At 61.2% G+C, this 25,861-nt stretch carries 33 protein-coding genes; all 33 read right to left on the bottom strand.

Annotated elements, in window-relative coordinates:
* Positions 1-1,668 carry a ribonuclease J gene (locus tag AB1E33_RS11410; protein WP_372577402.1) on the bottom strand — a complete coding sequence of 556 codons (1,668 nt, stop codon included), beginning with the start codon at positions 1,666-1,668 and terminating at the stop codon, positions 1-3.
* Entirely contained in the window at positions 1,665-2,444 is a 780-nt protein-coding gene (locus AB1E33_RS11405) for a type III pantothenate kinase (RefSeq protein ID WP_372577401.1), read from the bottom strand. Before AB1E33_RS11405 ends, AB1E33_RS11410 begins: the two co-directional genes overlap by 4 nt.
* A 12-nt stretch (positions 2,445-2,456) precedes the next feature.
* Positions 2,457-3,206, bottom strand: a complete 750-nt coding sequence (locus AB1E33_RS11400) for a biotin--[acetyl-CoA-carboxylase] ligase (RefSeq protein WP_372577400.1) — start codon at positions 3,204-3,206, stop codon at positions 2,457-2,459.
* Between the two features lie 54 nt (positions 3,207-3,260).
* Positions 3,261-4,703, bottom strand: a complete 1,443-nt coding sequence (gene nuoN, locus AB1E33_RS11395; RefSeq protein ID WP_372577399.1) for an NADH-quinone oxidoreductase subunit NuoN — start codon at positions 4,701-4,703, stop codon at positions 3,261-3,263.
* Between the two features lie 11 nt (positions 4,704-4,714).
* Positions 4,715-6,256 carry an NADH-quinone oxidoreductase subunit M gene (locus tag AB1E33_RS11390; protein WP_372577398.1) on the bottom strand — a complete coding sequence of 514 codons (1,542 nt, stop codon included), beginning with the start codon at positions 6,254-6,256 and terminating at the stop codon, positions 4,715-4,717.
* Positions 6,256-8,427 carry an NADH-quinone oxidoreductase subunit L gene (gene nuoL, locus AB1E33_RS11385; RefSeq protein ID WP_372577397.1) on the bottom strand — a complete coding sequence of 724 codons (2,172 nt, stop codon included), beginning with the start codon at positions 8,425-8,427 and terminating at the stop codon, positions 6,256-6,258. The genes AB1E33_RS11390 and nuoL overlap by 1 nt, the downstream gene beginning before the upstream one ends.
* Before the next feature lie 7 nt (positions 8,428-8,434).
* Positions 8,435-8,740: an NADH-quinone oxidoreductase subunit NuoK gene (gene nuoK, locus AB1E33_RS11380; protein ID WP_008553673.1), complete on the bottom strand. Its 306-nt coding sequence runs from the start codon at positions 8,738-8,740 to the stop codon at positions 8,435-8,437.
* 4 nt (positions 8,741-8,744) lie between these two features.
* On the bottom strand, positions 8,745-9,134 hold the full coding sequence (locus AB1E33_RS11375; RefSeq protein WP_372577396.1) for a hypothetical protein: 390 nt from the start codon (positions 9,132-9,134) through the stop codon (positions 8,745-8,747).
* Positions 9,135-9,136: 2 nt separating this feature from the next.
* Entirely contained in the window at positions 9,137-9,739 is a 603-nt protein-coding gene (locus tag AB1E33_RS11370; RefSeq protein WP_372577395.1) for an NADH-quinone oxidoreductase subunit J, read from the bottom strand.
* Complete coding sequence (locus AB1E33_RS11365; protein WP_372577394.1) at positions 9,736-10,146, bottom strand: carboxymuconolactone decarboxylase family protein; 411 nt, start codon at positions 10,144-10,146, stop codon at positions 9,736-9,738. The genes AB1E33_RS11370 and AB1E33_RS11365 overlap by 4 nt, the downstream gene beginning before the upstream one ends.
* Complete coding sequence (gene nuoI, locus AB1E33_RS11360; protein WP_372577393.1) at positions 10,143-10,637, bottom strand: NADH-quinone oxidoreductase subunit NuoI; 495 nt, start codon at positions 10,635-10,637, stop codon at positions 10,143-10,145. Before nuoI ends, AB1E33_RS11365 begins: the two co-directional genes overlap by 4 nt.
* Before the next feature lies 1 nt (position 10,638).
* Positions 10,639-11,676 (bottom strand): NADH-quinone oxidoreductase subunit NuoH, encoded by a 1,038-nt coding sequence (gene nuoH / locus AB1E33_RS11355; protein WP_372577392.1) that lies wholly within the window; start codon positions 11,674-11,676, stop codon positions 10,639-10,641.
* A gap of 6 nt (positions 11,677-11,682) precedes the next feature.
* On the bottom strand, positions 11,683-12,069 hold the full coding sequence (locus AB1E33_RS11350) for a YNQ4 family lipoprotein (protein ID WP_372577391.1): 387 nt from the start codon (positions 12,067-12,069) through the stop codon (positions 11,683-11,685).
* Positions 12,066-14,087, bottom strand: coding sequence for an NADH-quinone oxidoreductase subunit NuoG (gene nuoG, locus AB1E33_RS11345; RefSeq protein WP_372577390.1), 2,022 nt, complete (start codon positions 14,085-14,087; stop codon positions 12,066-12,068). Before nuoG ends, AB1E33_RS11350 begins: the two co-directional genes overlap by 4 nt.
* Positions 14,088-14,299: 212 nt before the next feature.
* A complete protein-coding gene (locus tag AB1E33_RS11340; RefSeq protein WP_372577389.1) occupies positions 14,300-14,704 on the bottom strand; it encodes a DUF5333 domain-containing protein in 405 nt (134 codons plus the stop codon).
* Positions 14,705-14,802: 98 nt separating this feature from the next.
* Positions 14,803-15,168: a hypothetical protein gene (locus AB1E33_RS11335; protein ID WP_372577388.1), complete on the bottom strand. Its 366-nt coding sequence runs from the start codon at positions 15,166-15,168 to the stop codon at positions 14,803-14,805.
* Between the two features lie 9 nt (positions 15,169-15,177).
* Positions 15,178-15,681, bottom strand: coding sequence for a DUF3291 domain-containing protein (locus AB1E33_RS11330; RefSeq protein ID WP_372577387.1), 504 nt, complete (start codon positions 15,679-15,681; stop codon positions 15,178-15,180).
* Complete coding sequence (locus AB1E33_RS11325; protein ID WP_372577386.1) at positions 15,678-16,094, bottom strand: MAPEG family protein; 417 nt, start codon at positions 16,092-16,094, stop codon at positions 15,678-15,680. Before AB1E33_RS11325 ends, AB1E33_RS11330 begins: the two co-directional genes overlap by 4 nt.
* Before the next feature lie 4 nt (positions 16,095-16,098).
* Positions 16,099-16,434 (bottom strand): hypothetical protein, encoded by a 336-nt coding sequence (locus AB1E33_RS11320; RefSeq protein ID WP_372577385.1) that lies wholly within the window; start codon positions 16,432-16,434, stop codon positions 16,099-16,101.
* 68 nt (positions 16,435-16,502) lie between these two features.
* A complete protein-coding gene (gene nuoF, locus AB1E33_RS11315) occupies positions 16,503-17,801 on the bottom strand; it encodes an NADH-quinone oxidoreductase subunit NuoF (RefSeq protein WP_372577384.1) in 1,299 nt (432 codons plus the stop codon).
* A gap of 6 nt (positions 17,802-17,807) precedes the next feature.
* Positions 17,808-18,029 (bottom strand): DUF5337 domain-containing protein, encoded by a 222-nt coding sequence (locus tag AB1E33_RS11310; RefSeq protein ID WP_372577383.1) that lies wholly within the window; start codon positions 18,027-18,029, stop codon positions 17,808-17,810.
* 14 nt (positions 18,030-18,043) lie between these two features.
* A complete protein-coding gene (locus AB1E33_RS11305) occupies positions 18,044-18,586 on the bottom strand; it encodes a hypothetical protein (RefSeq protein WP_372577382.1) in 543 nt (180 codons plus the stop codon).
* Between the two features lie 22 nt (positions 18,587-18,608).
* The gene (locus tag AB1E33_RS11300) at positions 18,609-19,745 is read right to left on the bottom strand and encodes an NADH-quinone oxidoreductase subunit E (protein ID WP_372577381.1); all 1,137 of its coding nucleotides are present in this window, start codon (positions 19,743-19,745) and stop codon (positions 18,609-18,611) included.
* Positions 19,745-20,098 carry a hypothetical protein gene (locus AB1E33_RS11295; protein ID WP_372577380.1) on the bottom strand — a complete coding sequence of 118 codons (354 nt, stop codon included), beginning with the start codon at positions 20,096-20,098 and terminating at the stop codon, positions 19,745-19,747. The genes AB1E33_RS11300 and AB1E33_RS11295 overlap by 1 nt, the downstream gene beginning before the upstream one ends.
* Positions 20,098-21,312 (bottom strand): NADH-quinone oxidoreductase subunit D, encoded by a 1,215-nt coding sequence (locus tag AB1E33_RS11290; RefSeq protein ID WP_372577379.1) that lies wholly within the window; start codon positions 21,310-21,312, stop codon positions 20,098-20,100. Before AB1E33_RS11290 ends, AB1E33_RS11295 begins: the two co-directional genes overlap by 1 nt.
* A 9-nt stretch (positions 21,313-21,321) precedes the next feature.
* A complete protein-coding gene (locus AB1E33_RS11285) occupies positions 21,322-21,717 on the bottom strand; it encodes a nuclear transport factor 2 family protein (RefSeq protein ID WP_372577378.1) in 396 nt (131 codons plus the stop codon).
* The gene (locus AB1E33_RS11280; protein WP_306193330.1) at positions 21,717-21,890 is read right to left on the bottom strand and encodes a hypothetical protein; all 174 of its coding nucleotides are present in this window, start codon (positions 21,888-21,890) and stop codon (positions 21,717-21,719) included. Before AB1E33_RS11280 ends, AB1E33_RS11285 begins: the two co-directional genes overlap by 1 nt.
* Positions 21,890-22,495: an NADH-quinone oxidoreductase subunit C gene (locus AB1E33_RS11275; RefSeq protein ID WP_372577377.1), complete on the bottom strand. Its 606-nt coding sequence runs from the start codon at positions 22,493-22,495 to the stop codon at positions 21,890-21,892. The genes AB1E33_RS11280 and AB1E33_RS11275 overlap by 1 nt, the downstream gene beginning before the upstream one ends.
* A gap of 25 nt (positions 22,496-22,520) precedes the next feature.
* Positions 22,521-23,054, bottom strand: a complete 534-nt coding sequence (locus AB1E33_RS11270; RefSeq protein ID WP_372577376.1) for a NuoB/complex I 20 kDa subunit family protein — start codon at positions 23,052-23,054, stop codon at positions 22,521-22,523.
* A complete protein-coding gene (locus tag AB1E33_RS11265) occupies positions 23,045-23,410 on the bottom strand; it encodes an NADH-quinone oxidoreductase subunit A (protein ID WP_372577375.1) in 366 nt (121 codons plus the stop codon). Before AB1E33_RS11265 ends, AB1E33_RS11270 begins: the two co-directional genes overlap by 10 nt.
* 238 nt (positions 23,411-23,648) lie before the next feature.
* Complete coding sequence (locus AB1E33_RS11260; RefSeq protein ID WP_372577374.1) at positions 23,649-24,437, bottom strand: crotonase/enoyl-CoA hydratase family protein; 789 nt, start codon at positions 24,435-24,437, stop codon at positions 23,649-23,651.
* The gene (locus tag AB1E33_RS11255; RefSeq protein ID WP_372577373.1) at positions 24,430-24,960 is read right to left on the bottom strand and encodes a P-loop nucleotide/nucleoside kinase family protein; all 531 of its coding nucleotides are present in this window, start codon (positions 24,958-24,960) and stop codon (positions 24,430-24,432) included. Before AB1E33_RS11255 ends, AB1E33_RS11260 begins: the two co-directional genes overlap by 8 nt.
* A complete protein-coding gene (locus AB1E33_RS11250) occupies positions 24,961-25,815 on the bottom strand; it encodes a hydroxymethylglutaryl-CoA lyase (RefSeq protein WP_372577372.1) in 855 nt (284 codons plus the stop codon).
* Positions 25,816-25,861 lie beyond the last annotated feature (46 nt).

The following is a 25,861-nucleotide window of genomic DNA, read 5'->3' as shown; positions in this document are numbered from 1 at the left end:
TCAGCGCATCCGGCTTACCACCACCGTCACTTCCGGTTTGCGGCCGATCTCGGTCAGGGCAGACTGGCGGGTGATCCGGCGCAGCGCCTCTTCCAGCTTGTCATCGTCGCGCAGGGTCTTCTTGTCGGCCCGCATCAGGAACTGGTTCAAATCCTCTTCCAGCACCTCGATCAGCGCCGCGCGCGAGTTGCCGGTTTCCGGCAGGCCCTTGGTGTCGCACCAGGGTTCGCCCAGCGGCTCATCCTCTTCGTCCAGAATGGCTGTCACGATCACATGGCCGTTCAGCGCCATGCGGATACGATCACGTACCACCCCGTCCAGAGCGCCGATCTGGACGCTGCCATCCAGATAGGTGCGACCCGTTTCGATATAGTCGGCAACCTTGGGCGCGTTGCCGCTGAGGTCCAGCATCATGCCATTGACCGCGACGATCCCGGCGCGGCCTGCGGCCTCGGCCAGTTTCGCGTGTTCGCGCAAGTGACGGTGTTCGCCATGCATCGGGATCACCATCTGCGGATCGACGATCTGATGCACGCGCTCCAGATCGGGGCGGTTGGCATGGCCTGAGACATGATAAAGCCCCGAACTGTCATCAACCACGTCCACGCCCATTTCGCTGAGCTGGTTCATGATGCGGATCACACCCTTTTCGTTGCCGGGAATGGTTTTGGACGAGAACAGGAACAGATCGCCTTCGGCCAGCGACAGCCCGCGATACTTGCCGCGAGCAAGCTGCGCGCTGGCAGCGCGGCGCTCGCCCTGGCTGCCGGTCACGATCAGCATCAGATTGCCACGCGGAACATCCTGCGCCTCTTCCGGGCTGATGACCTTGGGAAAATCGCTGAGCACGCCGGTCTCGACCGCCGCTTCGATCATCCGCCGCATGGCACGGCCCAGCAACACGACAGATCGCCCTGCCCGCGCGCCCGCCTCGGCCAGGGTTTTCACACGCGCCACATTCGAGGCGAAGGTTGTGGCGACCACCATGCCCTTGGCCCCGGCCACCAGCTTGGTGATCTCCGGTCCGACCTCGGATTCGGAGCGGCCCGGATGGGACGAAAACACGTTGGTGCTGTCGCAGACCAGCGCTTTCACCCCGGATTTCGCCACTTCGGCCCAGAGATCGGGGTCAAACGCCTCACCCACCACGGGATCTGCATCCAGCTTGAAATCACCCGAATGCACGATCCGCCCGCCGGGCGTGTCGATGACCAGTCCGGCACTTTCCGGGATCGAATGCGACACCGGCAGGAAGCCCACCTTGAACGGCCCGGCCTCGATCTGTTCGGGCCAGGGCGAGGCCGTGCGCACGGCCTCTGGCGCGTGGCCACGCTCCTCCATCTTGCGCCGCGCGATATTGGCGGTGAAAGCGCGGGCATAGACCGGCACGTTCAGCGCTGCATAGTTGAGCGAGACCGCGCCCACATGATCCTCATGCGCATGGGTGACAAAGATCGCCTCGAGCCGGTCAGCGCGTTCTTTCAGCCAGGTAAGATCGGCAAAGATCAGGTCGACGCCGGGCGTCGTATCCATATCGGGAAAGGCCACGCCCAGATCAACCAGGATCAGCCGTTCCTTGCCCGGTGCGCCATAGCCATACACATAGGCGTTCATGCCTATCTCGCCCGCCCCGCCAAGGGGAAGGTAAATCAATCGTTCACTGCTCATTGAGAGCCACTATCCTTGTTATAGCGATGGATCACGGTCAATCCGTGCATCGTCAGATCGTCTTCGAATGTGTCGAACAACTGGGCGGATTGCTGGAACAACGGTGCCAGCCCCCCGGTTGCGACAATTTTCATCGGGCTGCCATATTCGCCCCGTATCCGTTCGCAGACCTCGCGCACCAGACCGACATAGCCCCAGAACACACCGGACTGGATGCACTCCACGGTATTGGTGCCGATCACTTTCTGCGGTTTCGAGATATCCACATGCGGCAACGCAGCCGCCGCCAGGTGCAGCGCTTCGAGGCTCAGGTTGACGCCGGGCGAGATCACGCCGCCCACATAAGCACCGTCATGCGCTACCACGTCGAAGGTGGTCGCAGTGCCGAAATCCACCACGATCAAATCGCCGCCATGCCGGTCAAAGGCCCCGGCGGTGTTGACCAGCCGGTCGGGGCCGACCTGTGTGCCCTCATCCACGCGGGGCGGAAAGGGCAGCAGACAGTCGGGCTTGCCCACTACCAGCGGGCGGCAGCCAAAGAACCGGTCCGCGAAGACCCGCAGGTTGAACACCACGCGCGGCACCGTGGACGAGATCACCACATCGGTTATTTCCGCCTCGATCCCGTAATGTTTCACCAGCGTCGAGTACCAGGTGAAATAGGCATCCGCCGTGCGTGAATGGTGGGTCGAGGTGCGCAGGGTGCACAGAAACTCCTGCCCATCCCAGATCGAGAACACGGTATTGGTATTGCCGCAATCAATCGCCAGTAGCATGCGCTTTGGTCCTCAGAAATAGATATCCGCCGCAGGAATGCTAGCGCGGCCTTTGGCGGTCAATAGGACAAGATTGCCCTGCCCGTCCACCGTCTCGAACGTGCCGACCGTTTCATTGGTGGAGGTCCGCGCAGTAATCACCTCGCCCAGCCTAGCAGCACGGGCGAGCCAGGCCTGCCGGATCGGCTCGAAGCCATAGCTCTGGAACTGCGTCTCGTAGCGGGCAAAAGCGGCGGCGAGTTCGGTCAGGAAATCCTCGGGCGTGACCAGCGCACCGGTCTCCGAAAACAGCGAGACCGGGCGCAGCGCACCGTCCTCGACCTGTGCGGCAGCCGGGGCCTCAGCCAGGTTCACACCGATACCGATGGCCAGATAGTTGACACCCTGCCCCTGGCCCGCGCTTTCCAGCAGGATGCCTGCCAACTTGCCACCGTTGAGCAGCACGTCGTTGGGCCATTTCAACGTTAGCCCGTTCGCACGCCCGGTCACAGCGACACAGGCATCGAACAGGGCAAGCGCGGCGATAAAGCTGCGCAGCGCGGCGTTTTCGGCGGTTCCGAACGGGCGCATAACCAAGGTGGCAGCCAGATTACCGGTCGGATTGGCCCAGGCCCGCCCGCGACGTCCGCGCGCGGCGGTTTGGCGATGGGCCAGGATCCATTCGGGCCCGGTCAGCGCAGGCGCGATCCTTGCAGCCTCGTTCAGGGTGCTGTCGACCTCGTCCAGCACCCGCTTGCCATAGGCTTCAGGCCAGATGCTCATGGCAAAAAGGCCCGGTTCAGCAACCGGGCCCGGTGTGGGTGATTGGACATGCTATCAGTTGACAAGGGTTGCTGCCGCTGCCGCCGCCGCACCTTCGACGCCGAACTGATAGAACACACCGACGATCATCAGCGCCGCCGAGGCCATCAGCGCACCCCACAGGACCGGCGAAGAATTGGTGTCGAGTTGGTCTTCGTTCTCGGCCCCGAAATACATGTAGAAAACGATGCGCAAGTAATAGAACGCGCCGATCACCGAGGCGATGGCCGAGGCCACGACAAGCCCGAACAGATCGGCCGAGATCCCGGCCTGCCAGACTCCGAACTTGGCGAAGAAGCCCAGCATCGGCGGCACGCCCGCCAGGCTGAACATCAGGATCATCACGGCCAGCGCCTTGGCCGGTTCGCGGCGCGAATATTGGCGCAGCGCGTCGATATCGGTGACCGGCTGGCCGTCCCGCTCCATCATCAGGATAAAGGCGAAGGTGCCGACATTCATCGTCACATAGATCGCCAGATACATCAGCATCGCCTTAATGCCCATTTCGGTCCCGGCGGCTAGGCCGATCAACCCGTAACCCATATGGGCGATCGAGGAGAACGCCATCAGCCGCTTGATGTTGCGCTGCCCGATCGCTGCAATCGCACCCAGGAACATCGACAACACCGAAAGCAGGACGATCACCTGCTGCCAGTCCGTCACGGCACCACCGAAAGCGTCATGCATCACCCGCGCAAACAGTGCCATCGCAGCCACTTTCGGCGCAGTGGCGAAAAAGGCCGTGATCGGCGTTGGCGAGCCCTCGTAGACGTCGGGGGTCCACATGTGGAAGGGTACGGCAGACACTTTGAAGGCCAGGCCCGAGATCAGGAAGATCAAGCCAAAGAGCATCCCCAATGACATATCACCATGGGTGGCAGTCTGGATGATCCCGGTAAAGAGCGTGGTGCCCGCAAAGCCATAGACCAGCGACGCGCCGTATAGCAGCAGCCCGGAACTCAGCGCGCCCAGCACGAAATATTTCAGACCGGCCTCGGTCGATTTCGCACTGTCGCGGCGCAGGGCGGCCACCACATAAAGCGACAGCGATTGCAGCTCCAGCCCCATATAAAGCGACATCAGATCACCGGCGCTGACCATCATCATCATGCCCACGGCTGCCAAAGCGATCAGCAGCGGGTACTCAAACCGCAACAGCCCCCGGCGCGACATATAGTCCTGGCTCATGACCAGGATCACCGCCGCCGACAGCAGCACAGCAACCTTGGCAAACCGCGCGAATCCGTCATTGATGAACATGCCGTTGAAGGCCACCTGCGTGGCGTTTGGCTGCACCGCGATCCAGATCGCCAGCGCCGCCATCAGCCCGGCAGTGGTCCAGACCAGAAGCGGCCCCAGCGCATCCTTGCGCGTATAGACAGCCCCGATCAGCGCGGCCATCGCATAGACGGACAGCACAATCTCGGGCAGGATTACGGTCAGATCAGCCTGGATCATCTCCGGCCCCCTCAGTTCGATGCGTGCTGGGTGGCGGCCTCGGCCGCGGCCAGCGCCGTGTCATAGGTCGAAATCAATGCAGTTGTCGACGGGCCGATTACATCGGTCACAAGCGACGGGTAGACACCCAGCAGCAGAGTCATCGCGATCAGCGGCGCAAAGATCAGCCGCTCGCGCGAATTCATGTCGCGGATCGATTTCAAGCTCTCCTTGATCAGGTCGCCAAAGACCACCCGGCGATAGAGCCACAGCGCATAGGCCGCAGAAAAGATCACGCCGGATGCGGCCACGGCAGTCACCCAGGTGTTGACCTGGAACGCCCCCATCAGCGTCAGGAATTCCCCGATAAACCCGGAGGTACCTGGCAGGCCCACATTGGCCATTGTGAACAGCATGAAGACCAGCGCATAGGCAGGCATCCGGTTCACCAACCCTCCATATGCCTCGATATCGCGGGTGTGCATCCGGTCATAGATCACCCCAACACAGAGGAAGAGCGCCGCCGAAATGAAGCCGTGGCTGAGCATCTGGAAAATCGCACCATCGACGCCCTGCTGGTTCGCGGCAAAGATTCCCATGGTCACAAACCCCATATGCGCGACCGAGGAATAGGCGATGAGCTTTTTCATGTCTTCCTGCACCAGCGCCACCAGCGAGGTGTAAACCACCGCGATGGCCGACATCCACAGGACCAGCGGCGTCATCACCTCGGACCCTACCGGGAACATCGGCAACGAGAATCGCAAGAAACCATAACCGCCCATCTTCAGCAGGATGGCGGCCAGCACGACCGAGCCCGCTGTGGGGGCCTGCACGTGGGCATCCGGCAACCAGGTATGGACCGGCCACATCGGCATCTTGACCGCAAAGCTGGCAAAGAAGGCGATGAACATCAGCGTCTGCATGCCACCGACGATATAGACGCCCAGCACGCTGAAGCTTTCAGACGAGAACTGGTGCCCCATCAGCGCAACGATATCGGTGGTCTGCGCATCCGCATACATCGCCACCATCGCCACCAGCATCAGCACCGAGCCGAGGAAGGTGTAGAGGAAGAACTTGAAGCTGGCATAGATCCGCTCCTTGCCGCCCCAGATGCCGATGATCAGGAACATCGGGATCAGCCCCGCCTCGAAGAACAGGTAGAACAGCACCAGGTCCAGCGCCAGGAACACACCCAGCATCAGCGTTTCCAAGAGCAGGAAGGCAATCATGTATTCCTTGACCCGGTCCGTCACGTTCCAGCTGGCCAGAATGGTCAGCGGCATGATGAAGGTGGTCAGCAGCACGAAAAGAACGCTGATCCCGTCCACGCCGACCTTGTATTTCAGCCCCATCAGCCAAGCGCGTTCTTCCACCATCTGGAAGCCGGTATTTTCGGGATCAAAGCCGGTATAGACGCCGAGGGACACCAGAAAGGTGATGGTCGTTGCAAACAGCGCCACCATCTTGGCATTGCGCTGCGCGGCAGCGTCTTCTCCGCGTAGGAAAACAGCCAGGATCAGCGCCGCAATGGCCGGAATGACGAGAACAATGGAAAGAATGTTGTCCATCAGTGCGCCCCTCCGCCGATCGACATCCAGGTGACAAGGGCGGCAATGCCCAGCACCATGTAGAACGCATAGGTGAAGATGTAGCCCGACTGCGCCTTGCCCGCGAGCCGAGTAAAGAACGGCACCACGCCCATCGCGACCCCGTTCAGGAAGCCGTCAATGGTGTTGCCATCGCCGCGCTTCCACAGGAAGCGGCCCAGCGCCAGCGTCGGACGCACGAAGATCGCGTCATAGATCTCGTCAAAGTACCACTTGTTCAGCAGGAACAGGTAAAGCGGGCGCTGATTTTCGGCCAGCCGTCCGGGCAGCGACGGGTTCACGATGTAGAAGAGATAGGCCAGCAGGAATCCCAAAGCCATCGCCACGAAGGGTGAGACCTTGACCCATTTCGGTGAAGCATGGGCATCGTCCAGCACGTGGTTGTCCGGGGCCATATAAATCCCGCCCTCGCCGGGCTCACCCGCAAAGACATAGTGATGGTCACCGCCATGCGCGGCATCGCCTGTTTCGCTGTCAGCATGGGCCGTGTCCTCGGCGTGCGCATCGCCCTCTGCCGTGTCGTGATGCTCCTCGGCGGTGCCATCGGCCACATGTTCGGCATGGGTGTCCGCGTCATGCCCCTCGGCATGTTCCGAGGCCTCGGCCACCGGGATACCATAGAATTTTCCCACCTGATCGGCATGCCCGAAGAACGAGCCATACCAGAGCATACCGGCAAAGATCGCGCCGAGGCTCAGCACGCCCAGCGGCACCAGCATGGTCATCGGGCTTTCATGGGCGTGGTCATGGGTGTGCTTGTTGCCGCGCGCCTCGCCATAGAAGGTCAGGAAGATCAGCCGCCAGCTGTAGAAGGCGGTGAAGGCCGCCGCGATGACCAGTGCCCAGAAGGCAAATCCGGTGCCACCGGCCCAGGCGCTTTCGATGATCGCGTCCTTGGACAGGAACCCGGCAAAGCCGATACCGGTCAGCGGAATGCCAACCCCGGTAATCGCCAGCGTGCCGAACATCATGCCCCAATAAGTATAGGGGATCTTTTTGCGCAGCCCGCCATAGTTCATCATGTCTTGTTCATGATGCATGGCGTGGATGACCGAGCCCGCACCAAGGAACAGGAGCGCCTTGAAGAACGCATGCGTCAACAGGTGGAACATCGCCGCCGAATACATGCCCACGCCTGCAGCCACGAACATGTAGCCCAGCTGCGAACAGGTCGAATAGGCGATGACGCGCTTGATATCGGTCTGCACCAGACCAATCGTAGCGGCAAAAAACGCCGTGGCCGCACCAAGGAAGGTGATGAACGCGGTGGCGTTCGGCGCGAATTCCATCAGCGGCGACATGCGGCAGACCAGGAACACGCCCGCCGTCACCATGGTTGCCGCATGGATCAGTGCCGAGACCGGCGTCGGGCCTTCCATCGCGTCCGGCAGCCAGGTGTGCAGGATCAACTGCGCCGACTTGCCCATCGCACCGATGAAGAGCAGCACGCAGATCACCTCGATCGCTGACCATTCACCCCAGAGGAAGGTCAGCTGCGTCTCGGCCAGTTTTGGCCCCGAGACGAAGACATCCGAGAAATTGATGCTGTCGACCAGAAAGAACAGCGCGAAGATGCCAAGCGCAAAGCCGAAATCGCCCACGCGGTTCACCACAAATGCCTTGATCGCCGCCGCATTGGCGCTTGGCTTGCGGTAATAGAACCCGATCAACAGGTAGGATGCGACGCCCACGCCCTCCCAGCCAAAGAACATCTGCACCAGATTGTCCGAGGTCACCAGCGCCAGCATCGAGAAGGTGAAGAAGCTGAGATAGGCAAAGAAGCGCGGCTTATAGCTCTCACCCTCGCGGAACGCAGGATCGTGATCCATGTAGCCGAAGGAATATAGATGCACGAGCGCCGAGACGGTCGTCACCACGATCAGCATGATCGCGGTCAGCCGGTCCAGCCGGATCCCCCATTCGGTGCTGAGCGACCCGCTTTCGATGAAGCGCATCACCGGAATCTGCTGAGTCACGCCGTCGAAGGTGAAGAAAACGATCCAACTGAGGATACAGGCCAGGAACAATAGCCCCGTCGCCGTCCACATCGCTGCCTTCTCGCCGATGAACTTCCAGCCAAACCCGCACAGGATGGCCCCCACCAGCGGGGCAAAGAGGATTGTGGTTTCCATGAGTTCCTCAGCCCTTCATTACGTTGACGTCTTCGACGGCGATGGTGCCGCGGTTGCGGAAGAAACAGACCAGAATGGCCAACCCGATGGCCGCCTCGGCCGCGGCGACGGTCAGCACAAAGAGCGTAAAGACCTGCCCGACGAGATCTCCCAGAAAGCTGGAAAAGGCCACAAGGTTGATATTCACCGCCAGCAGCATCAGCTCGATGCTCATCAGCAGGATGATCACATTCTTGCGGTTCAGGAACAGGCCAAAAATGCCAATGACGAACAGGGTCGCCGCAACGGTCAGGTAATGTTCAAGTCCAATCATATTCTCACCATTCCAGCAACGGATAGCCGTATTTCGTACAGGTATGCTGCGCCAACGGCGCAACGGGGTCATCGGGGCCAAACGGGTCGGCGAGAGGCGCATCCGATACCTCAGGCAGGGTGTCGGGCTCTGCCGCATCACTAGAGAGCAGATCATATCGATTGTTCGAACAATCGAAGTGATAGATCAGGTGCTCGGTACCATCGGCCCCTTCCTTGCGGGCGTGCAACTGCGTGAGGCCACCGCCAAAATCCTTGCTCGCTGCTTCGAAATGCTTGTTCACCGTATCGAGCGGGTTTTCGATCTCATTCTCAGCCGCACTCGCACCACCTGCCAAAACAAGCAGACCGCAGACTGCGACAATCTCAGTGGTGATCCTTGTCCGCCCGCGCATAGTCACAGCCCCTGCCCCGGTTTCACGTCTTTCAACTCCATCGCCTGCGCCGGATCGCGCATCATCTGAGCGATGATGTCCTGGCGCTTGATGTCCTGACGGTGGCGCAGGGTCAGGACGATGGCACCGATCATGGCGACCAGCAGGATCAGGCCCGCAAGTTGGAACAGCAGAAAATACTGGTCGTAGAGGATCACACCCAAAGCCTGCGTGTTGTGCATGTCGGTGGGTATCACCTGCGCGCGCAGGCTCTCGGCCGCTTGTGCGCTTTCCCAGGCGCCAAAAGCCATGACGAACTGCATCAGGATCACCAGCCCGATCAGCAGCGCCAGCGGCATGTAACGCGCCATCTCGGCCTTGAGCTCGGCGAAATCCACGTCGAGCATCATCACGACAAACAGGAACAGCACTGCCACCGCGCCCACATAGACGATGATCAGCAGCATGGCGACGAACTCGGCCCCGAGCAGCACAAACAGCCCCGCCGAGGACAGGAAAGACAGGATCAGCCACAGCACCGAATGCACCGGCTGGCGGCTGATCACGGTGAATAGACCACCCGCTATGGCGCAGATTGCAAAGAGGTAGAAGGCAAATACCGTCATGTCTCGTCTTCCTCGCTTTCGCCCATTACCTCTTTGGCCAGTTCCAGCGCGCGGGTCATGGCCGGGATGCCGGCAAAGACCGACATCTGACCGATCGTCTCGACGATCTCCTGCTTGCGCGCACCTGCCTCCAACGCGTGGCGCACGGTCTGGCGCACCGCCGTGTCGGCCTGCGCACCCTGACAGGTCAGCCCAGCCAGCGTCAGCAGCAGGCGGGTCTTGGCGTCCAGCCCATCCTTGTTGACCGCGTTGCCGAACATCATTTCCATGACTTCCTTGGGCATGGTCGGCCACAGCGCCTCGAATCCTTTGGGTGAGAAGCTTTCAAGCGCGGGGTTGAGCGCCTTGGCCATTTCCTGAGCCTGCGCCATCATCGCTTCGAACGGGTTTTTGGGCGTGTCATTCATCGGTAGGGCGCGTCCAGTTCCAGATTGCGTGCGATCTCGGCCTCCCAGCGTTCGCCGTTATCAAGGAGCTTTTCCTTGTCATAAAACAGCTCTTCGCGGGTTTCGGTCGCGAATTCGAAATTCGGGCCTTCAACAATGGCATCCACCGGGCAGGCCTCCTGACAAAAGCCGCAGTAGATGCACTTAGTCATGTCGATGTCATAGCGCGTGGTGCGGCGGGAGCCATCCTCGCGCGGCTCAGCATCGATGGTGATGGCCTGTGCCGGGCAGATCGCCTCGCACAGTTTGCAGGCAATGCAGCGCTCTTCGCCATTGGGATAGCGTCTGAGCGCATGCTCGCCCCGGAACCGCGGCGAAAGCGGGCCTTTTTCATGCGGGTAGTTGATGGTGGCCTTGGGGCCAAAGAAGTATTTCAGCCCCAGCTTCATGCCCTTCCAGAAATCCTGCAGCAGGAAGTATTTGGCGGCGCGGGTATAGTCGATCTGGGTCATATCAGCCTCCGGTGCCCCAACGGGCGAACGCGCCCCAGAACCAGTCGAATTTGGCGGCGAAGGCCACGAATACGACCCAACCCAGCGAGAAGGGTAGGAAGACTTTCCAGCCCAACCGCATCAGCTGGTCATAGCGGTAGCGCGGGGTGATCGCCTTGACCATCGCGAAGAGAAAGAAGAAGAACGCCATCTTGGCGACCATCCACAGCACCCCGTCGGGCAGGCCGGGAATGGGCGACAGCCAGCCGCCGAAGAACAGCAGCGAAGTCAGGGCGCACATCAGGAAGATGGCGATATATTCGCCCGCCATGAACAGCAGGAAGGGCGTGGCGGAATATTCGACCTGATAGCCAGCAACCAGTTCCGATTCCGCCTCGGGCAGATCAAACGGCGGCCGGTTGGTCTCGGCCAAGGCCGAGATGAAGAACAGGAAGACCATCGGGAAATGCGGCAGCCAGTACCAGTTGAAGAGGCCCAGATTGCCGTCCTGCGCTTGCACGATCGCGCCGAAATTCATTGATCCGGTCGAGATGATGACGCCGATGATGATCAGGCCGATCGAGACTTCGTAGGAAATCATTTGCGCCGCAGAGCGCAAACATCCGAGGAACGGATATTTTGAGTTCGATGCCCAGCCGCCCATGATCACGCCATAGACCTCCAGCGAGGAGACGGCAAAGACATAGAGGATGGCGACGTTGATATCGCTCAGCACCCAGCCATCGTTGAACGGGATCACCGCCCAGGCGATCATCGCCAGCACGAAGGATGTCAGCGGTGCGAGGATGAACACGGTGCGGTCGGCCCCGGCGGGGATGACCACCTCTTTCACCACGTATTTCAGCGCATCGGCCACCGATTGCAACAGGCCATAAACGCCGACCACGTTCGGCCCCCGACGCATCTGCACGGCGGCCCAGATCTTGCGATCACCGTAGACCAGAAACAGCAGCGAGATCATCACGAAGGCCACGACCGCAATGACTTGCGCCAAAATGATCAGGGCTATGCCGCCTGGGGTGCTAAAGAAATCTGCCATGCGTCCTCACACCGTGGGTATTCCGTTTTCCGCGCAATCCGCGACCATGACCTCTGCGTCAATGGTGTTGAGACCGCGTGGCAGGGTCGGCGAGATGGTGTAAACAGCATCCGCTGTCCACACGCCACCCTTTTCATCGAGATTCGTGCGTAAATGCCGCGCAAACCCATAGCCTTGGCTCAGCGCGTATTCGGCCACGGCGCATTTGCCATAGCGATCCACATCCGCCGCATCGCGCGCGCCGCGCATGCGGAGGTCGATTTGCACCAGATCACTGTCGAGCGACACTGTTTCGATCCCCAGATAGTCGGGCGCGAATTGCGACACCTCTTCCTGCGGTTCTTGGGTGCAGGCGGCCGCGAGGGCTAGCGATATGAGCGCGGGTCGGATCATTCGGCGGCGATCTTCTCACCGCCGCGCGCCTTGGCTTGCGCCGACAGTTCCGCCATCAACTGGCTGGCTCGCGCAATCGGGTTGGTCAGGTAGAAATCGCGCAGAGCATAACGGAAGCTGGCCTGGCCCAGCGCACCGGGCGACAGCGGCTCGCCTTCATTCTCGATGACTTGATCGACCTGTTTCAGATGCGGCACCGCTTTGATCAGGGTTTGGCGCAGCTGCGCCAGCGTGTCATAGGGCAGCGCCTCGCCCAGTTCCGCCGACAGCGCGCGCAGGATGGCCCAGTTCTCTTTTGCGTCACCGGGCGCGAAGCCCGCGCGCATGGCAAGCTGCGGGCGGCCTTCGGTGTTGACGAACAGTCCCGCCTCTTCGGTATAGGCCGCGCCCGACAGGATCACGTCGGCACGATGCGCGCCCCGGTCGCCGTGGCTGCCCTGATAGATCACAAAAGCACCCTCGCCGATCTCGACTTCATCACCGCCGAGATTGTAGATCACGTCGGCCTCTGCGACCGCGTCCATGCCGCGATCATTGGTGGCATCCACGTCCAGCGCGCCAACGCGGCCCGCAGCGGTATGCAGGACCAGAAGCCCGCTTTCGGTATTTGCTGCAATGGTTTGCGCGGCGGCCAGAACGGCGGCACCGTCGGCCTCCTGCAAAGCACCCTGCCCGACGATCACCAGCGAACGTTTGCCGCGAATTTTCGCGTCGCCGCCCATGTCGACGACCTTTTGCAGCGCCGCCCGATCATCGCCTGCGTGATAATACTCATAGGTCAGATCAACCGAAGGCCCGACCAGCGCCACCTGCGCGCCATGCGACCACGCCTTGCGGATGCGCGCGTTCAGCACCGGAGCCTCGTCGCGCGGGTTGGTCCCGATCAGCAGGATACGTTCGGCGCTGTCGATATCTTCGATGGCGGCGGTCCCGACATAAGCCGCGCGATTGCCTGCGGGCAGCTTGGCCCCATCGGTACGACATTCCACGACGCCGCCCTTGCCCTCGACCATCTGTTTCAGCGCAAAAGCGGCCTCGACCGGGGCCAGATCGCCGACGATCCCGGCCAGTTTTTCAGCGCCGTTAATCGCCGCAGCCGCCGCCGACAACGCCTCGGGCCATGTGGCCGGTTTCAGCTTGCCGTCTACCCGCACGTAAGGCCGATCCAGCCGCTGCCGACGCAGCCCGTCCCAGACAAAGCGGGTCTTGTCGGAAATCCATTCCTCGTTCACGCCGTCATGGTTGCGCGGCAGCATGCGCATCACTTCGCGCCCCTTGGTGTCGACCCGGATGTTCGAGCCCAGCGCATCCATCACGTCGATGCTCTCGGTCTTGGTCAACTCCCACGGACGGGCGGTGAAGGCGTAGGGCTTCGAGGTCAGCGCGCCAACCGGGCAAAGATCGATGATATTGCCCTGCAGGTTGCTGACCAACGTCTCGCCCAGATATGAGGTGATCTCGGCATCCTCGCCACGGCCGGTCTGGCCCATCTGAGTGATTCCCGCCACTTCGCTGGTGAAGCGCACGCAGCGCGTGCAGGAGATGCAACGAGTCATGTGCGTCTCGACCAGCGGCCCCAGATCGAGGTCATCCACAGCGCGCTTGGCCTCGCGAAAACGGCTGAAGTTCACGCCATAAGCCATTGCCTGGTCTTGCAAATCGCACTCGCCGCCCTGATCGCAGATCGGGCAATCCAGCGGGTGGTTGATCAACAGGAACTCCATCACGCCCTCGCGGGCCTTCTTGACCATGGGCGAGTTGGTCTTGACCTGCGGCGCCTGTCCTTCGGGACCGGGACGCAGATCGCGCACCTGCATCGCGCAGGAGGCCGCCGGTTTCGGTGGGCCGCCCACAACCTCGACCAGACACATCCGGCAATTGCCCGCGATTGAGAGCCGCTCGTGATAACAGAAGCGCGGGATTTCCACCCCTGCCTGCTCACAGGCCTGGATCAGGGTCATCGCCCCGTCTACCTCAACCTCAGTCCCGTCGATGTTGATTTTTCGAAGGTCAGACATTGGTGTTTCGTCCTTTTGGCAACGCAACCACAAGCGCGGCGCCTGCAAATTGCAGTGCTGTAGTTTTTCCAGGCTGTGTGACATTCAGTTGAGACGACGAAGCGGCGCCCGTTTTGACACCAACCCTGCCATACCCGCTTGTGCTGGTTTGGCAGGCCGACAGTGTCACAAACAGCCCCAAAACGATTATTGCCGACGTTCTCAGCCTCATGTCACCGCCCCCTCAGATACACGCCGACGGCGCTGTTTCTGTCGATTTCCGACCGGCCCAATGCGCAGAAGCTATCCGGCTGGTCGTAGCTGACGCCGTTCTGCGCCAGATAGGCCTCGCCCTTGCGGCGCATCCGGGCCTTTTCGGCATCCGAATCCACATAGGCGCGGATTTCGCTGTCCGAATACCCTAGAGCATTGGCCTTGGATTTCAGGTCCCAAAGTACCCCGATCGCCTTCAGCCTGCGGCCGCTGATGCTGGCGCATTGCTTGTCGATCTCATTGGCGATGGCGATGAAATAGAGCTCGTTGTCGATCTCTGGCACGTCCCGCAGGGGCTGCTTGGCCCACCCCATCGTCGGCAGAGTCAGGGCAAGGGCAAGCAGGGCGGTTTTGCAATATGTCATGGGATTTCCTTTCATTCCGGACGCACCAGAACGAGCACCCACGCCCGCGTTATTCAATAACAGCGACCGCCAATGGCGAGGATATGCGCCAGATATGCTCATGGGCGCTGACAGGTTCCCTGAAAGGTCAGACGGCCATCCACCACACGCAACTGTGCCGGGTCGGTATCGGGCCCGACGGCCCATTCGATATCGGAATTGCCGTAATTCTCAATGCAATATCGCGTGCCCTGATAGCGCCCCGCCTCGCGCGCGCCATCAAGCGATCTGGCGACATCGTCGATCGTCACCGTGAACTCGGCCCGAGTCCTGCGCTTGTCCACTGCCGAGGCCTTGGTGCGGAAAGCTTGCCCGTCGAACAGTATCTGGTCCTTTTCCCTTTGGCCACATGCGGCCAGAGCCGCAACAAGGCAAAGCGTCCAAGCGGGCACCAATGGTCGATCGAGGAGTGTTCTTGCCGACATTCTTGTTCCCTATTCCGCCGCGACCGGCGCACAGCCATGGCTGTGCCACATAGTGGCATTCTTCAGATAGGCCCAGTCAAAAGCCTGATCGCTGGCCCCATTGGCGCGCAGAAGCTCGAGCCGCGCCAGTGCCTCGTCCAGCGTGGGTTCATGGCCCTCAGACACCCACCACATGACGAAATGCATCTGGCCGAGCAGTTCGAACCATTCCGCGCGGCGCTCATAGAACTGCTTGTGGATGGTGCCCCAGACAAAGCGTTCGAGGCTCGCCACATCTTCCCACACGGTCAGATTGGCCACCTGCTGCGGGTCGTCGCCAATGGCGTTCTCGGTATTGCCCGTGCCCGGCTCGCCCGAGCCTTCCATCATCCAGACAAACCCCGGCATCCGCTTGCCCAGCCCGTTGATGCGGTCGAGATTTTCCATGAACTCCGCCACACGCGGGTCGTCGGTCGGGGCCAGCAAACGGCCCACATTGAGCTCGGCCAGGTGATATCCGTCAGGGCGTGTCAAAACAACTTCACCAGTGCCAAAAGGCCAATGAGGATCATGCAGAGCCAGCCACCCACATATGCGAAGGAACGCAGGCTGGTATTCGGGGCGCCCAGCCCCTTGATATGGATGAACAGCATCAACAGACGCGAGACCAGCGCCAGCGAGGCCAGCAGGTTCACCCAGAACGGGCTGGCACCGGCAAGGATCGCCGCAACCACCACGGTGAGAAAGGCGGGCAGCGTCTCGGTGCCGTTCAAATAAGCGCGGTTCAGACGGTAAGCGCGGTCGCCATAGTCCTGCTCGGGCGTGGCGCCGGGGGCCAACCCCTTGGCCTGCTTGGCCAGCGCGGTGAGAGGCGACATCACCAGAAGGATCACGGTGAAGATCACCAGCGAGGCGATCGCGTGGGAATATGCAAGAACGGTTTCCATTAGGTTACTCCTTGATCAGAAAACGCCCGATCGCGTCATTAGTCCCGGCGATTTTCTGCGCAAACCCGCAAAAGACCTTGTTTCCCTTATGCAATATGCCGCGATCGGCCAAAACAGTCTTTCCCATCTGCTGCTGCCATTCTGTTTGCCCATAAAACAGCAAGCGCCGCATCTTTTGTCGGCGCAGACCTTGCGCAACGGCCGCGTCGGATACGGCAAAAACAAACTGTTGATAATCCTGGCCCAAATGGCCGATGCCCGAGCACTCGTCGCTCATCCACCACGCCGCAGCAGCCTCCCCTACAGCCTGTTCATAGTCCGCCTTGGGTGCAGCGGTCACGGTTGTCGCGCATGTCACAATGGTCGCAGTCATAGCGGCCACAACTATTATGCCTTGGATTCTAGCTCTCATTCCGCCGCCATCGCGCCCATGCGCCCGGATTTCTGTGCCTTGATGCGATCTTCGATCTCTTCGCGGAAGTTGCGGATCAGGCCCTGGATCGGCCAAGCTGCCGCGTCTCCGAGCGCGCAAATGGTGTGGCCCTCGACCTGTTTGGTTACATCGAAGAGCATGTCGATCTCTTCCAGTTCGGCCTCGCCGCGTACCAGGCGGTCCATCACCCGCATCATCCAGCCGGTGCCCTCGCGGCACGGCGTGCACTGGCCGCAGCTTTCGTGCTTGTAGAATTTCGACAGCCGCCAGATCGCCTTGATGATGTCGGTGGACTTGTCCATCACGATCACCGCCGCCGTGCCCAGACCCGAGCCCAGATCGTTGCGCAGGTGGTCGAAATCCATGATCGCGTCGCGCATATGCTCGCCGCGCACACACGGAACGGACGAGCCGCCCGGGATCACCGCCAGCAGATTGTCCCAACCGCCGCGGATGCCGCCGCAATGGGTCTCGATCAACTGCTCGAAGGGGATCGACATCGCCTCTTCGACGACGCAGGGATTATTGACATGGCCCGAAATCGCGAACAGCTTGGTCCCCGCATTGTTCTGCCGCCCGAACCCGCTGAACCAGTCCGGCCCGCGCCGCAGGATTGTGGGCACAACAGCGATGGATTCCACGTTGTTCACCGTGGTCGGACAGCCGTAAAGCCCCGCCCCCGCCGGGAACGGCGGTTTCATCCGGGGCATACCTTTGCGGCCCTCAAGGCTTTCCAGCAGCGCAGTTTCCTCGCCGCAGATATAAGCGCCTGCCCCGTGATGCAAAAAGATATCGAAATCCCAGCCTGAACCGGCAGCGTTGCGCCCGACCAGCCCGACCTCATAGGCCTCGTCTATCGCGGCCTGCAGCGCCTCTTTCTCGCGGATATATTCACCGCGGATGTAGATGTAGCAGGCATGGGCGTTCATCGCGAAAGACGCGATCAGGCAGCCCTCGATCAGCGTGTGCGGATCATGGCGCATGATCTCCCGGTCTTTGCACGTACCGGGCTCGGATTCGTCGGCATTGACCACCAGATAGGCGGGCCGCCCGTCGCTTTCCTTGGGCATGAAGGACCATTTCAGACCGGTGGGAAAGCCCGCGCCGCCGCGCCCGCGCAAGCCGCTGTCCTTCATGTTCTGAATGATCCAGTCGCGGCCCTTCTGGATGATCCCGGCGGTGCCGTCCCAATGGCCGCGCGCCTGCGCGCCTTTCAGCGTGCGGTCATGCATCCCGTAAAGGTTGGTAAAGATGCGGTCCTGATCTTTCAGCATCGCCGGTTATCCCTGACTGTCCCGGCGCATGCGCCAGAGTTGCAATATATTGACGCCCGCATAAACGAACCCGGCCAGAGCGGCGAGGTCAAACAGCAGCGCGTAGCGGCCCGGCAACCCGATCGCCGGACCGATGAACAGGGTCAGCGCCAGCCACGCCACCATGGTGATGGCAATCACCATACCGATATGGCGGCCCTTGCGGGCGATGGCCTGGTCCTTGTCCATTCACATCTCGCCACCTAGTCGGCGGCATTTCCCTCATAGCGCCAGCTGCCTTTGCGGCTGGCAAGTTCCTGTTCCCCGGCCAGCACGGCCGAGGGTTTCACAACCGAGCCGGTTCCCGGCGCGGACGCTGCGGCGGGTGCCACGGCGGCTTCCGGTTCAGGCTCAGCAGCCGCTTGCGCTGGAGCTTCGGCCACCGGTGCAGGCGCTGACTCGGGCGCTGACGTCTCCGGCTCGACCGGTTGTGCCGCAGCCTCGGGCGGAGGTGCTGGTTTGGGTGCCTCGGGCGCTGGCGCCGGTTTGGGTGCCTCGGGCGCTGGTGCGGGTTGGGTTGCAGGTTTCGTCGCGGAAGCAGGCGCGCTTTCGTTTTTCGCGTCCGGGCAGAGGAAACGCGACACCACAAAACCGATCACACCGAACGCCACCAGCCCGGCGATCACCGCGCCTATCAGACCGGCGCCGCCGATGACCATGTAGAGCACCGCAAAGCCGACACCGCCGAAACCCGCGGCGCGCCAACCGCGCGAAGCGCAGCTTTTCTGATTGCTGTTACCGGTCATCTGTTGTCTCCCCTAATCGTGCTCAGTCTTCGTTTGTCTCGTCTTTCCTAGCGCGTTTCGCGAATTCCGTTTCTTTTCCTGCGGCCAGCTCAGCGGCCTGTGCGATCCAGCCATCCCGTTCGATCCGGCCTTTGAATTTCAATCGGCTGTCGACCCAGGCGATATGGATCGGCGTCCATGCGGCGATCTGGTCGAAATGGAAGAACCCAAGCTCATTGAGCGTCTGTTCCAATTTTGGCCCAACCCCCTTGAGCAGCTTGAGGTCATCCGCCTTGCCCTCGTGTGGGGCGTCAAGCGTTTCGGGCGCCTCATCCGCTGCCGCTTCCGGCGCGGTTTTCGCCGGCGCGGGTTTGGCCGCTTTTGCCTCAGCCGCCTGTTTCACAGCCGGTTTCGGGGCCTCGGGCGCGGGTGGTGGCATGTCCTTTGCATCCCGGCTGACGACTTTGCCATCCTTGCCCATCCATGGAGTCAGCAGCCGCACTTCACTTCCGTCAATCCGCTTGATCGTGTCGCCGATATCCGTCGCCAGCGCGACCGAGGCGTTCTGCGCCGGTTTGCCGCTGTCATACTCGGTCAGAGAGGTCAGCCCGCTTAGTGGCTCACAGGCATAGCGCCCGTTCTGCGGTCCCGGCGTGGGCACCTTACCGGCCGCCATCTCGTCGATGATCCGGGCCAAGCTCTCGGTGGTCAGGTCCTCGTAATAGTCCTTGCCGATCTGCGCCATTGGCGCATTGGTGCAGGAACCGAGGCATTCCACCTCTTCCCAGGAAAACTTGCCATCATCCGAGACTACATGCGGCTTGTCGGCGATCTTCTCGCGGCAGACCGCGACCAGATCCTCGGCCCCGCAGATCATGCAGGAGGTTGTGCCGCAAATCTGGATATGTGCAACCGAACCAACTGGTTGTAACTGAAACATGAAGTAGAACGAGGCCACTTCGAGCGCGCGGATATAGGCCATGCCCAGCATATCCGCGACCGATTCAATCGCGGGGCGTGACAGCCACCCCTCCTGCTCCTGCGCGCGCCACAGCAGCGGAATGATCGCGCTGGCTTGACGCCCGTCGGGGTATTTGGTGACCTGCCCCTCCGCCCAGGCCAGATTGGCGGGTGTGAAGGCAAAATTGTCGGGTTGGTCGGGATAAAGACGGCGCAGCATCAGGCGGCTCCATTGGCGCTGAGAGCAAGAAGGGCAACCACAGCGGCTGCGATACCTGCAATCAGGTGTGGCATGAACGGGCGCTGCGCGCCGCGGTAAACCCAGGCATCATAAAAACCGAGGAAGGCATAGACCAGAAAGAGACCCGCAATAACGGCCATATCGCCGTACAAGGCGGCAAGCAGCGCCAGCGCTGCCATCCCGGTGTAGCGTCCGCCCATGACCTGCGGCAACTGCTCCAGATGGTGACTAGTCCGCTCCATCCCCAGCTTGAGATCGCGCAGGAAGATTGTCGAGATAACGGCAAGGCCTGCACCTCCGAAGCCTGCCAGAATTAACGCGAGCGTGGCCATCAGCGGTCGATCTCCCCGAACACCACATCCATGGTGCCTATGATCGCTGCGACATCGGCCAATTGGTGCCCACCAGCCACATGGTCCATCGCCTGCAAATGCAGGAAGCCCGGTGCGCGGAGTTTGGCGCGATACGGCTTGTTGGTGCCGTCAGCCACCAGATAGACGCCGAACTCGCCCTTGGGGGCTTCGACGGCGGCGTAAACCTCGCCCGCGGGCACGTGGAAGCCTTCGGTATAAAGCTTGAAGTGGTGGATCAGGCTTTCCATCGAGGTTTTCATGTCAGACCGCGAGGGCGGTGTGATCTTGCCGCGTGCCAGAATGTCTCCGGGACAGTCGCGCAGCTTGGCGATGGCCTGCCGGATGATATGCAGCGACTGGCGCATCTCTTCCATGCGGACAAGATAGCGGTCGTAGCAATCGCCGTTCTTGCCCACCGGCACCTGGAACTCGAATTCGTTGTAGCATTCATAGGGTTGCGCGCGGCGCAGATCCCAGGCGAGGCCAGATCCGCGCACCATCACACCCGAGAAGCCGTAAAGCTGGATGTCTTCTTCGGTCACCACGCCGATATCGCAGTTGCGCTGTTTGAAAATGCGGTTCTCGGTCAGCAGCCCGTCGATATCGTCCATCACGGCGGGGAACTCGTGGCACCACGTCTCGATATCGTCCAACAACGCATCGGGCAGGTCCTGATGCACGCCGCCGGGGCGGAAGTAAGCCGCGTGCAAACGCGCGCCACAGGCCCGTTCATAGAACACCATCAGCTTTTCGCGTTCCTCGAACCCCCAGAGCGGCGGGGTCAGCGCGCCCACATCCATCGCCTGCGTGGTCACGTTCAGCAGGTGGTTCAGGATGCGACCAATTTCGCTGTAGAGCACCCGGATCAGCGAGGCGCGGCGGGGCACCTCAACACCGGTCAGTTTTTCGATCGCCAGACACCAGGCATGTTCCTGGTTCATCGGGGCGACATAGTCGAGCCGGTCGAAATAGGGCAGGTTCTGCAGGTAGGTGCGGCTTTCCATCAGCTTTTCGGTGCCACGGTGCAGCAGGCCGATATGCGGGTCGGCGCGCTCGACGATTTCGCCATCCAGTTCCAGCACCATCCGCAACACGCCGTGGGCGGCGGGGTGCTGGGGGCCGAAATTGATGTTGAAGTTGCGGATTTTCTGCTCGCCGGTCAGGGCGTCTTCGTATCCTCTGGAGCCGTCCATGAGCGTTCCCTACCCTTCAAGCGCCGGACCATCCATGGTCCGGAACACTTTGGTGATCAGTTTCCATTTGCCGCCGTCGCGGACAAAACCCAGATGGTCCTCGAAGCGGCGCGGCGGCACATCGACCCAAAGATGGGCGCGCGCTGTTTCCTCTCCTGCGACATCCACACTCAGAATTTCGAAGGATGGATCGCCTGGAAAGGGATCGCGTCCCGCAACCCGCTCCAGATAGTCGGCTTTGTCCCAGAACACGGTTCCACCGGCGCCGGTCACAGCCGTCATCAAAAATTTCTCGTGGCACATGTCTACAAAAACATCAGGTTCGGAGCGATGAATCGCTTCGCAATACGCTGTGGCGAGCGCGTGAATGGCCTGGGTATCGCCCCCTTGGGCACCGCCCACCATCACCGCTTCTCCAGTTCCTGAAGCTTCAGCCCCATCCACCATAAGAGCGCGATGGTGCCAAACGGGATCAGACAAGCAGCGGCCCAGTATTTGTTGATGCCGAAGAATGGCAGCAACTTGACCATCGGGATCGCGGTCAGGGCCGACAGGATCAGCCACCAAAGGGTTCCCATTATTCTGCCTCCTGCTTCTCATCGCCGGGAAGGATGTACTCGGCACCTTCCCACGGGCTCATGAAATCGAATTGACGGTATTCCTGCACCAGGCTGACGGGCTCATAGACCACCCGTTTCTGCGCCTCGTCATAGCGCACTTCGGTATAGCCGGTGGTCGGGAAATCCTTGCGCAGCGGATGACCGCGAAAGCCGTAATCGGTCAGGATGCGGCGCAGGTCGGGGTGACCGGTGAACAGGATGCCAAACATATCGAACACCTCGCGCTCGAACCAGTTGGCCGAGGGGTGGACCTCGATGATCGAGGCCACCATATCCCGCTCGCGGATCGAGACGCGCAGGCGGATGCGCTGGTTCTGATACATACTGAGCAGGTGATAGACCACGTCGAAGCGCTGCGGGCGCTGAGGATAGTCCACCGCCGTGATGTCCACCAGCGTCGAGAACCTGCAGGTCGGGTCGGATTTGAGGAACTCGATGAAGCCCGGCAGGTTGGATGGCGTCACATCCATGTTCAGCTCGTCATGGGTAATATCCCAGGACAGCACGCAATCGGGGCGTTTCAGTTCGATATGGGTCCCGAGTTCCCGAAGCGTGTCGCTCATCTTGTCATCTCCATCCACGCGCGGGTCATCGCACGATTGTCCCCGTACGTCGGATCTTGCGTTGCAACTGCATCAGACCGTAAAGCAGCGCCTCGGCGGTGGGCGGGCAGCCGGGCACGTAGATGTCGACCGGCACGATCCGGTCACAGCCGCGCACGACGGAATAGCTGTAATGGTAATAGCCGCCGCCATTGGCGCAGGAGCCCATCGAGACCACGTAGCGCGGCTCGGGCATCTGGTCATAGACCTTGCGCAAGGCGGGCGCCATCTTGTTGGTCAGTGTTCCGGCCACGATCATCACATCGGACTGGCGCGGGCTGGCGCGCGGCGCAATGCCGAAGCGTTCAGCGTCATAGCGCGGCATCGAGGTGTGCATCATTTCGACCGCGCAGCAGGCCAGACCAAATGTCATCCAGTGCAAGCTGCCGGTGCGCGCCCAGTTGATGATGTCCTCGGTCGAGGTCAGCAGGAAACCCTTGTCCTGCAACTCGGCATTCAGGGTTTGCGTCGCGACCTCTTTGTCGACGTCTGCCGTGTTTGCTCCGGTCATCAGTCCCATTCCAGCGCCCCCTTCTTCCATTCGTAGGCGAAGCCGATAGTCAGGACGGCAAGGAACACCATCATCGACCAGAACCCCGTATCACTGATGTCCTTGAAACCAACGGCCCAGGGAAACAGAAAGGCAATCTCGAGATCAAAGATGATGAACAGGATCGACACCAGGTAGAAGCGGACATCGAATTTCATCCGTGCGTCATCGAAGGCGTTGAAGCCACATTCGTAGGCGCTAACCTTTTCGGGATCGGGGTTGCGGACGGCCAGCACGACAGCGGCGAGAATCAGGACGATGCCCAACCCCACCGCAACGGCCAGAAACACCAGAATCGGGAGGTATTCCCGCAACAGATCATCCACGAATGGCTCCTTTCCCGCGCGGCCCGTTTCGGGCGCACCGTCAATTGGCGAGTTGACGCGTCATTCTGTACCGCCGCACTCTAGGGGCGTCAACCAAGCGGCATCCTTGGGACCGTGGAATATCGTCGCATAAGCTTGGAGATTTTCCTGAACAATCGCGACTTTGCAGAGTTTTTGCAACGCGCAGCGGCCTGTTAGCTTTGGGGCAACCCGGTTTCAGAGGACGCATGCCGCTCAACTATCTGCCGGAGGCAAATGACGCAGGCCGCCGTTCGAAAAATGCGGCGATCCCTTCCAGGGCTTCGTCGGTCTCCCAGCGCTCGACAAGCGCGGTGATCGTGGCGTCGATAATCGCGTCGTCGATGCGCGGCCCAAGGCTGCGGGCCAGCGCCTTGGCCGAGGCTACGGCACCCGGCGCGCAGGTTAGGTAGGGCACGACTTCGGCTTCGACCGCGTCGTGCAGTGAATCCTCCGGCACGGCGCGCGCGAGCAGGCCCAGTTCCACCGCCTCTGCGGCCCCAAAGAGCCGCGCCGACATGAAAACCCGCCGCGCCCGCGCCTCGCCCATGCGCGCAACTACGTAGGGCCCGATCGTGGCAGGGATCAACCCCAATCGCGTTTCGGTCAGACCCATCTTCAGGCCCTCCACCCCGATTGCCACGTCGCAGACCGAGGCCAGTCCGACGCCACCGCCAAACGCATTGCCCTGCAGCGCGCCGATCAACGGTTTTGGCAGCGTGTTGAGCGCCTGCAGCATCTCGGCCAGCTTGCGCGCCTCGGTGAAGCGCGTCTCGCGGTTGGCCGCCATCTGGGCCTGCATCCAACCCAGATCGCCACCCGCGCAGAAGGATTTACCTGCGCCAGTCAGCACCACAACCCGCACAGCCTCATCCTGCGCTAATGCCGCCGCCGCCGCGGTCAGGTCGGCGAGCATCTGCCCAGACATGGCATTGTGTTTTTCGGGCCGGTTCAGCGTCAGGGACGCCACCCCGCGTGCGTCGACAGATATTTCTATGGTTTCAAACACCTAGTTCCTCCTGAGCATCATTTCGGATCACCCTACAGATCATCGAAACAGACTGATCTACGGCAGTCAGCGCCGTGTCGATCCGCATCGCAGCTTCGGTCATGGTCTCATATTCCCGCGCTTGTATGGCATCCCAATCGGGACCAACCCAACCATCAAGATTTACGACCCGGTTTTCCAACCGATAGCGATGCTTCCGGGGATCGCTGCAAACCACCTCCACATCCAAATGCCGCGCTCTGGTTTCCTTGGAAACGTCGCGCCACGCCTCGCGTGTCAAGCGAATGGGGTTCACACAATCTGCAATCACATCGAAGCCCTGCTTCAAGGCCCCTTTGGCCACCGCTTGCGCCGCGGCATACCCGGCATCTGCCAAATCGTTGGCCTGCATTCGAGAGGCTTTCATCGCCGTCTCGATTTCGTCAATCCACAACAGGAGCGCACCGGTTTCCTCGGCCAAGCGCTTGGCAATTGTTGTTTTCCCAACCCCCGGCAACCCGCTCAGGCAGATGAGGGTCGGCATTTATGCACTCCGCATGGCGCGCGCCATATCCGCCGCCTCATCCAGGATGGTGGCGTCTAGACCGGTCTCATAGCCTAGCCGTGCCAGATGCGCCGCCACCGCTTCGGTCGCCACATTGCCCGCAGCACCAGGTGCGAAGGGGCAGCCGCCCAGTCCGCCCACAGCGGCGTCGAATACGCGGATCCCCAGCGACAGGGACGCGTCGATATTGTCCAGCGCATGACCGCCGGTGTCATGGTAATGCCCGGCCAGCCGGGTCACCGGTACCGCCTCGCGCACCGCCAGAAGCATCCGCACGATGCTGTCGGGCGTGCCCCGCCCCAACGTATCGCCCAGCGAAATCTCATAGCACCCCAGACCAAAGAGCCGGTCCGCCACTTCCGCCACCTTTTCGGGCGGCGTCGGTCCGTCATAGGGGCAATCGGTCACACAGGAGACATAGCCCCGCACCGGCAGATCGATATGGCGGGCCGCCTCCAGAATGGGCTCGAATCGTTCGATCGACTCGTCGATGGATGCATTGATATTGGCCTTCGAGAACCCCTCGGAAGCCGAGGCAAACACCGCGATCTCATCCACCCCGGCCGCCAGCGCGTCCACGTATCCGCGCATATTCGGCACCAGCGCCGCATAGCGGATGCCATCACTGCGTTTGATCCCGCTCAGCACCTCACCGGACCCGGCCATCTGCGGCACCCGCTCAGGCGAGACGAAGCTGGCGATTTCGATCCGCGAGAACCCGGCCCGGCTCAGGCAATCGACCAGTGCGATCTTGTCCTGGGCCGGAATATCGCGTGGCTCGTTCTGCAACCCGTCCCGAGGTCCGACCTCGAATATCTCGACCCGCTCGCTCATCCCGACACCTTTCCCTGGTTCTTTGCACGCGACATGCGCGGCACCT

This window comes from Ruegeria hyattellae, from assembly GCF_041537925.1.
Lineage (GTDB): Bacteria > Pseudomonadota > Alphaproteobacteria > Rhodobacterales > Rhodobacteraceae > Ruegeria_C.
This window is presented reverse-complemented; position numbering and strand designations above follow the sequence as displayed.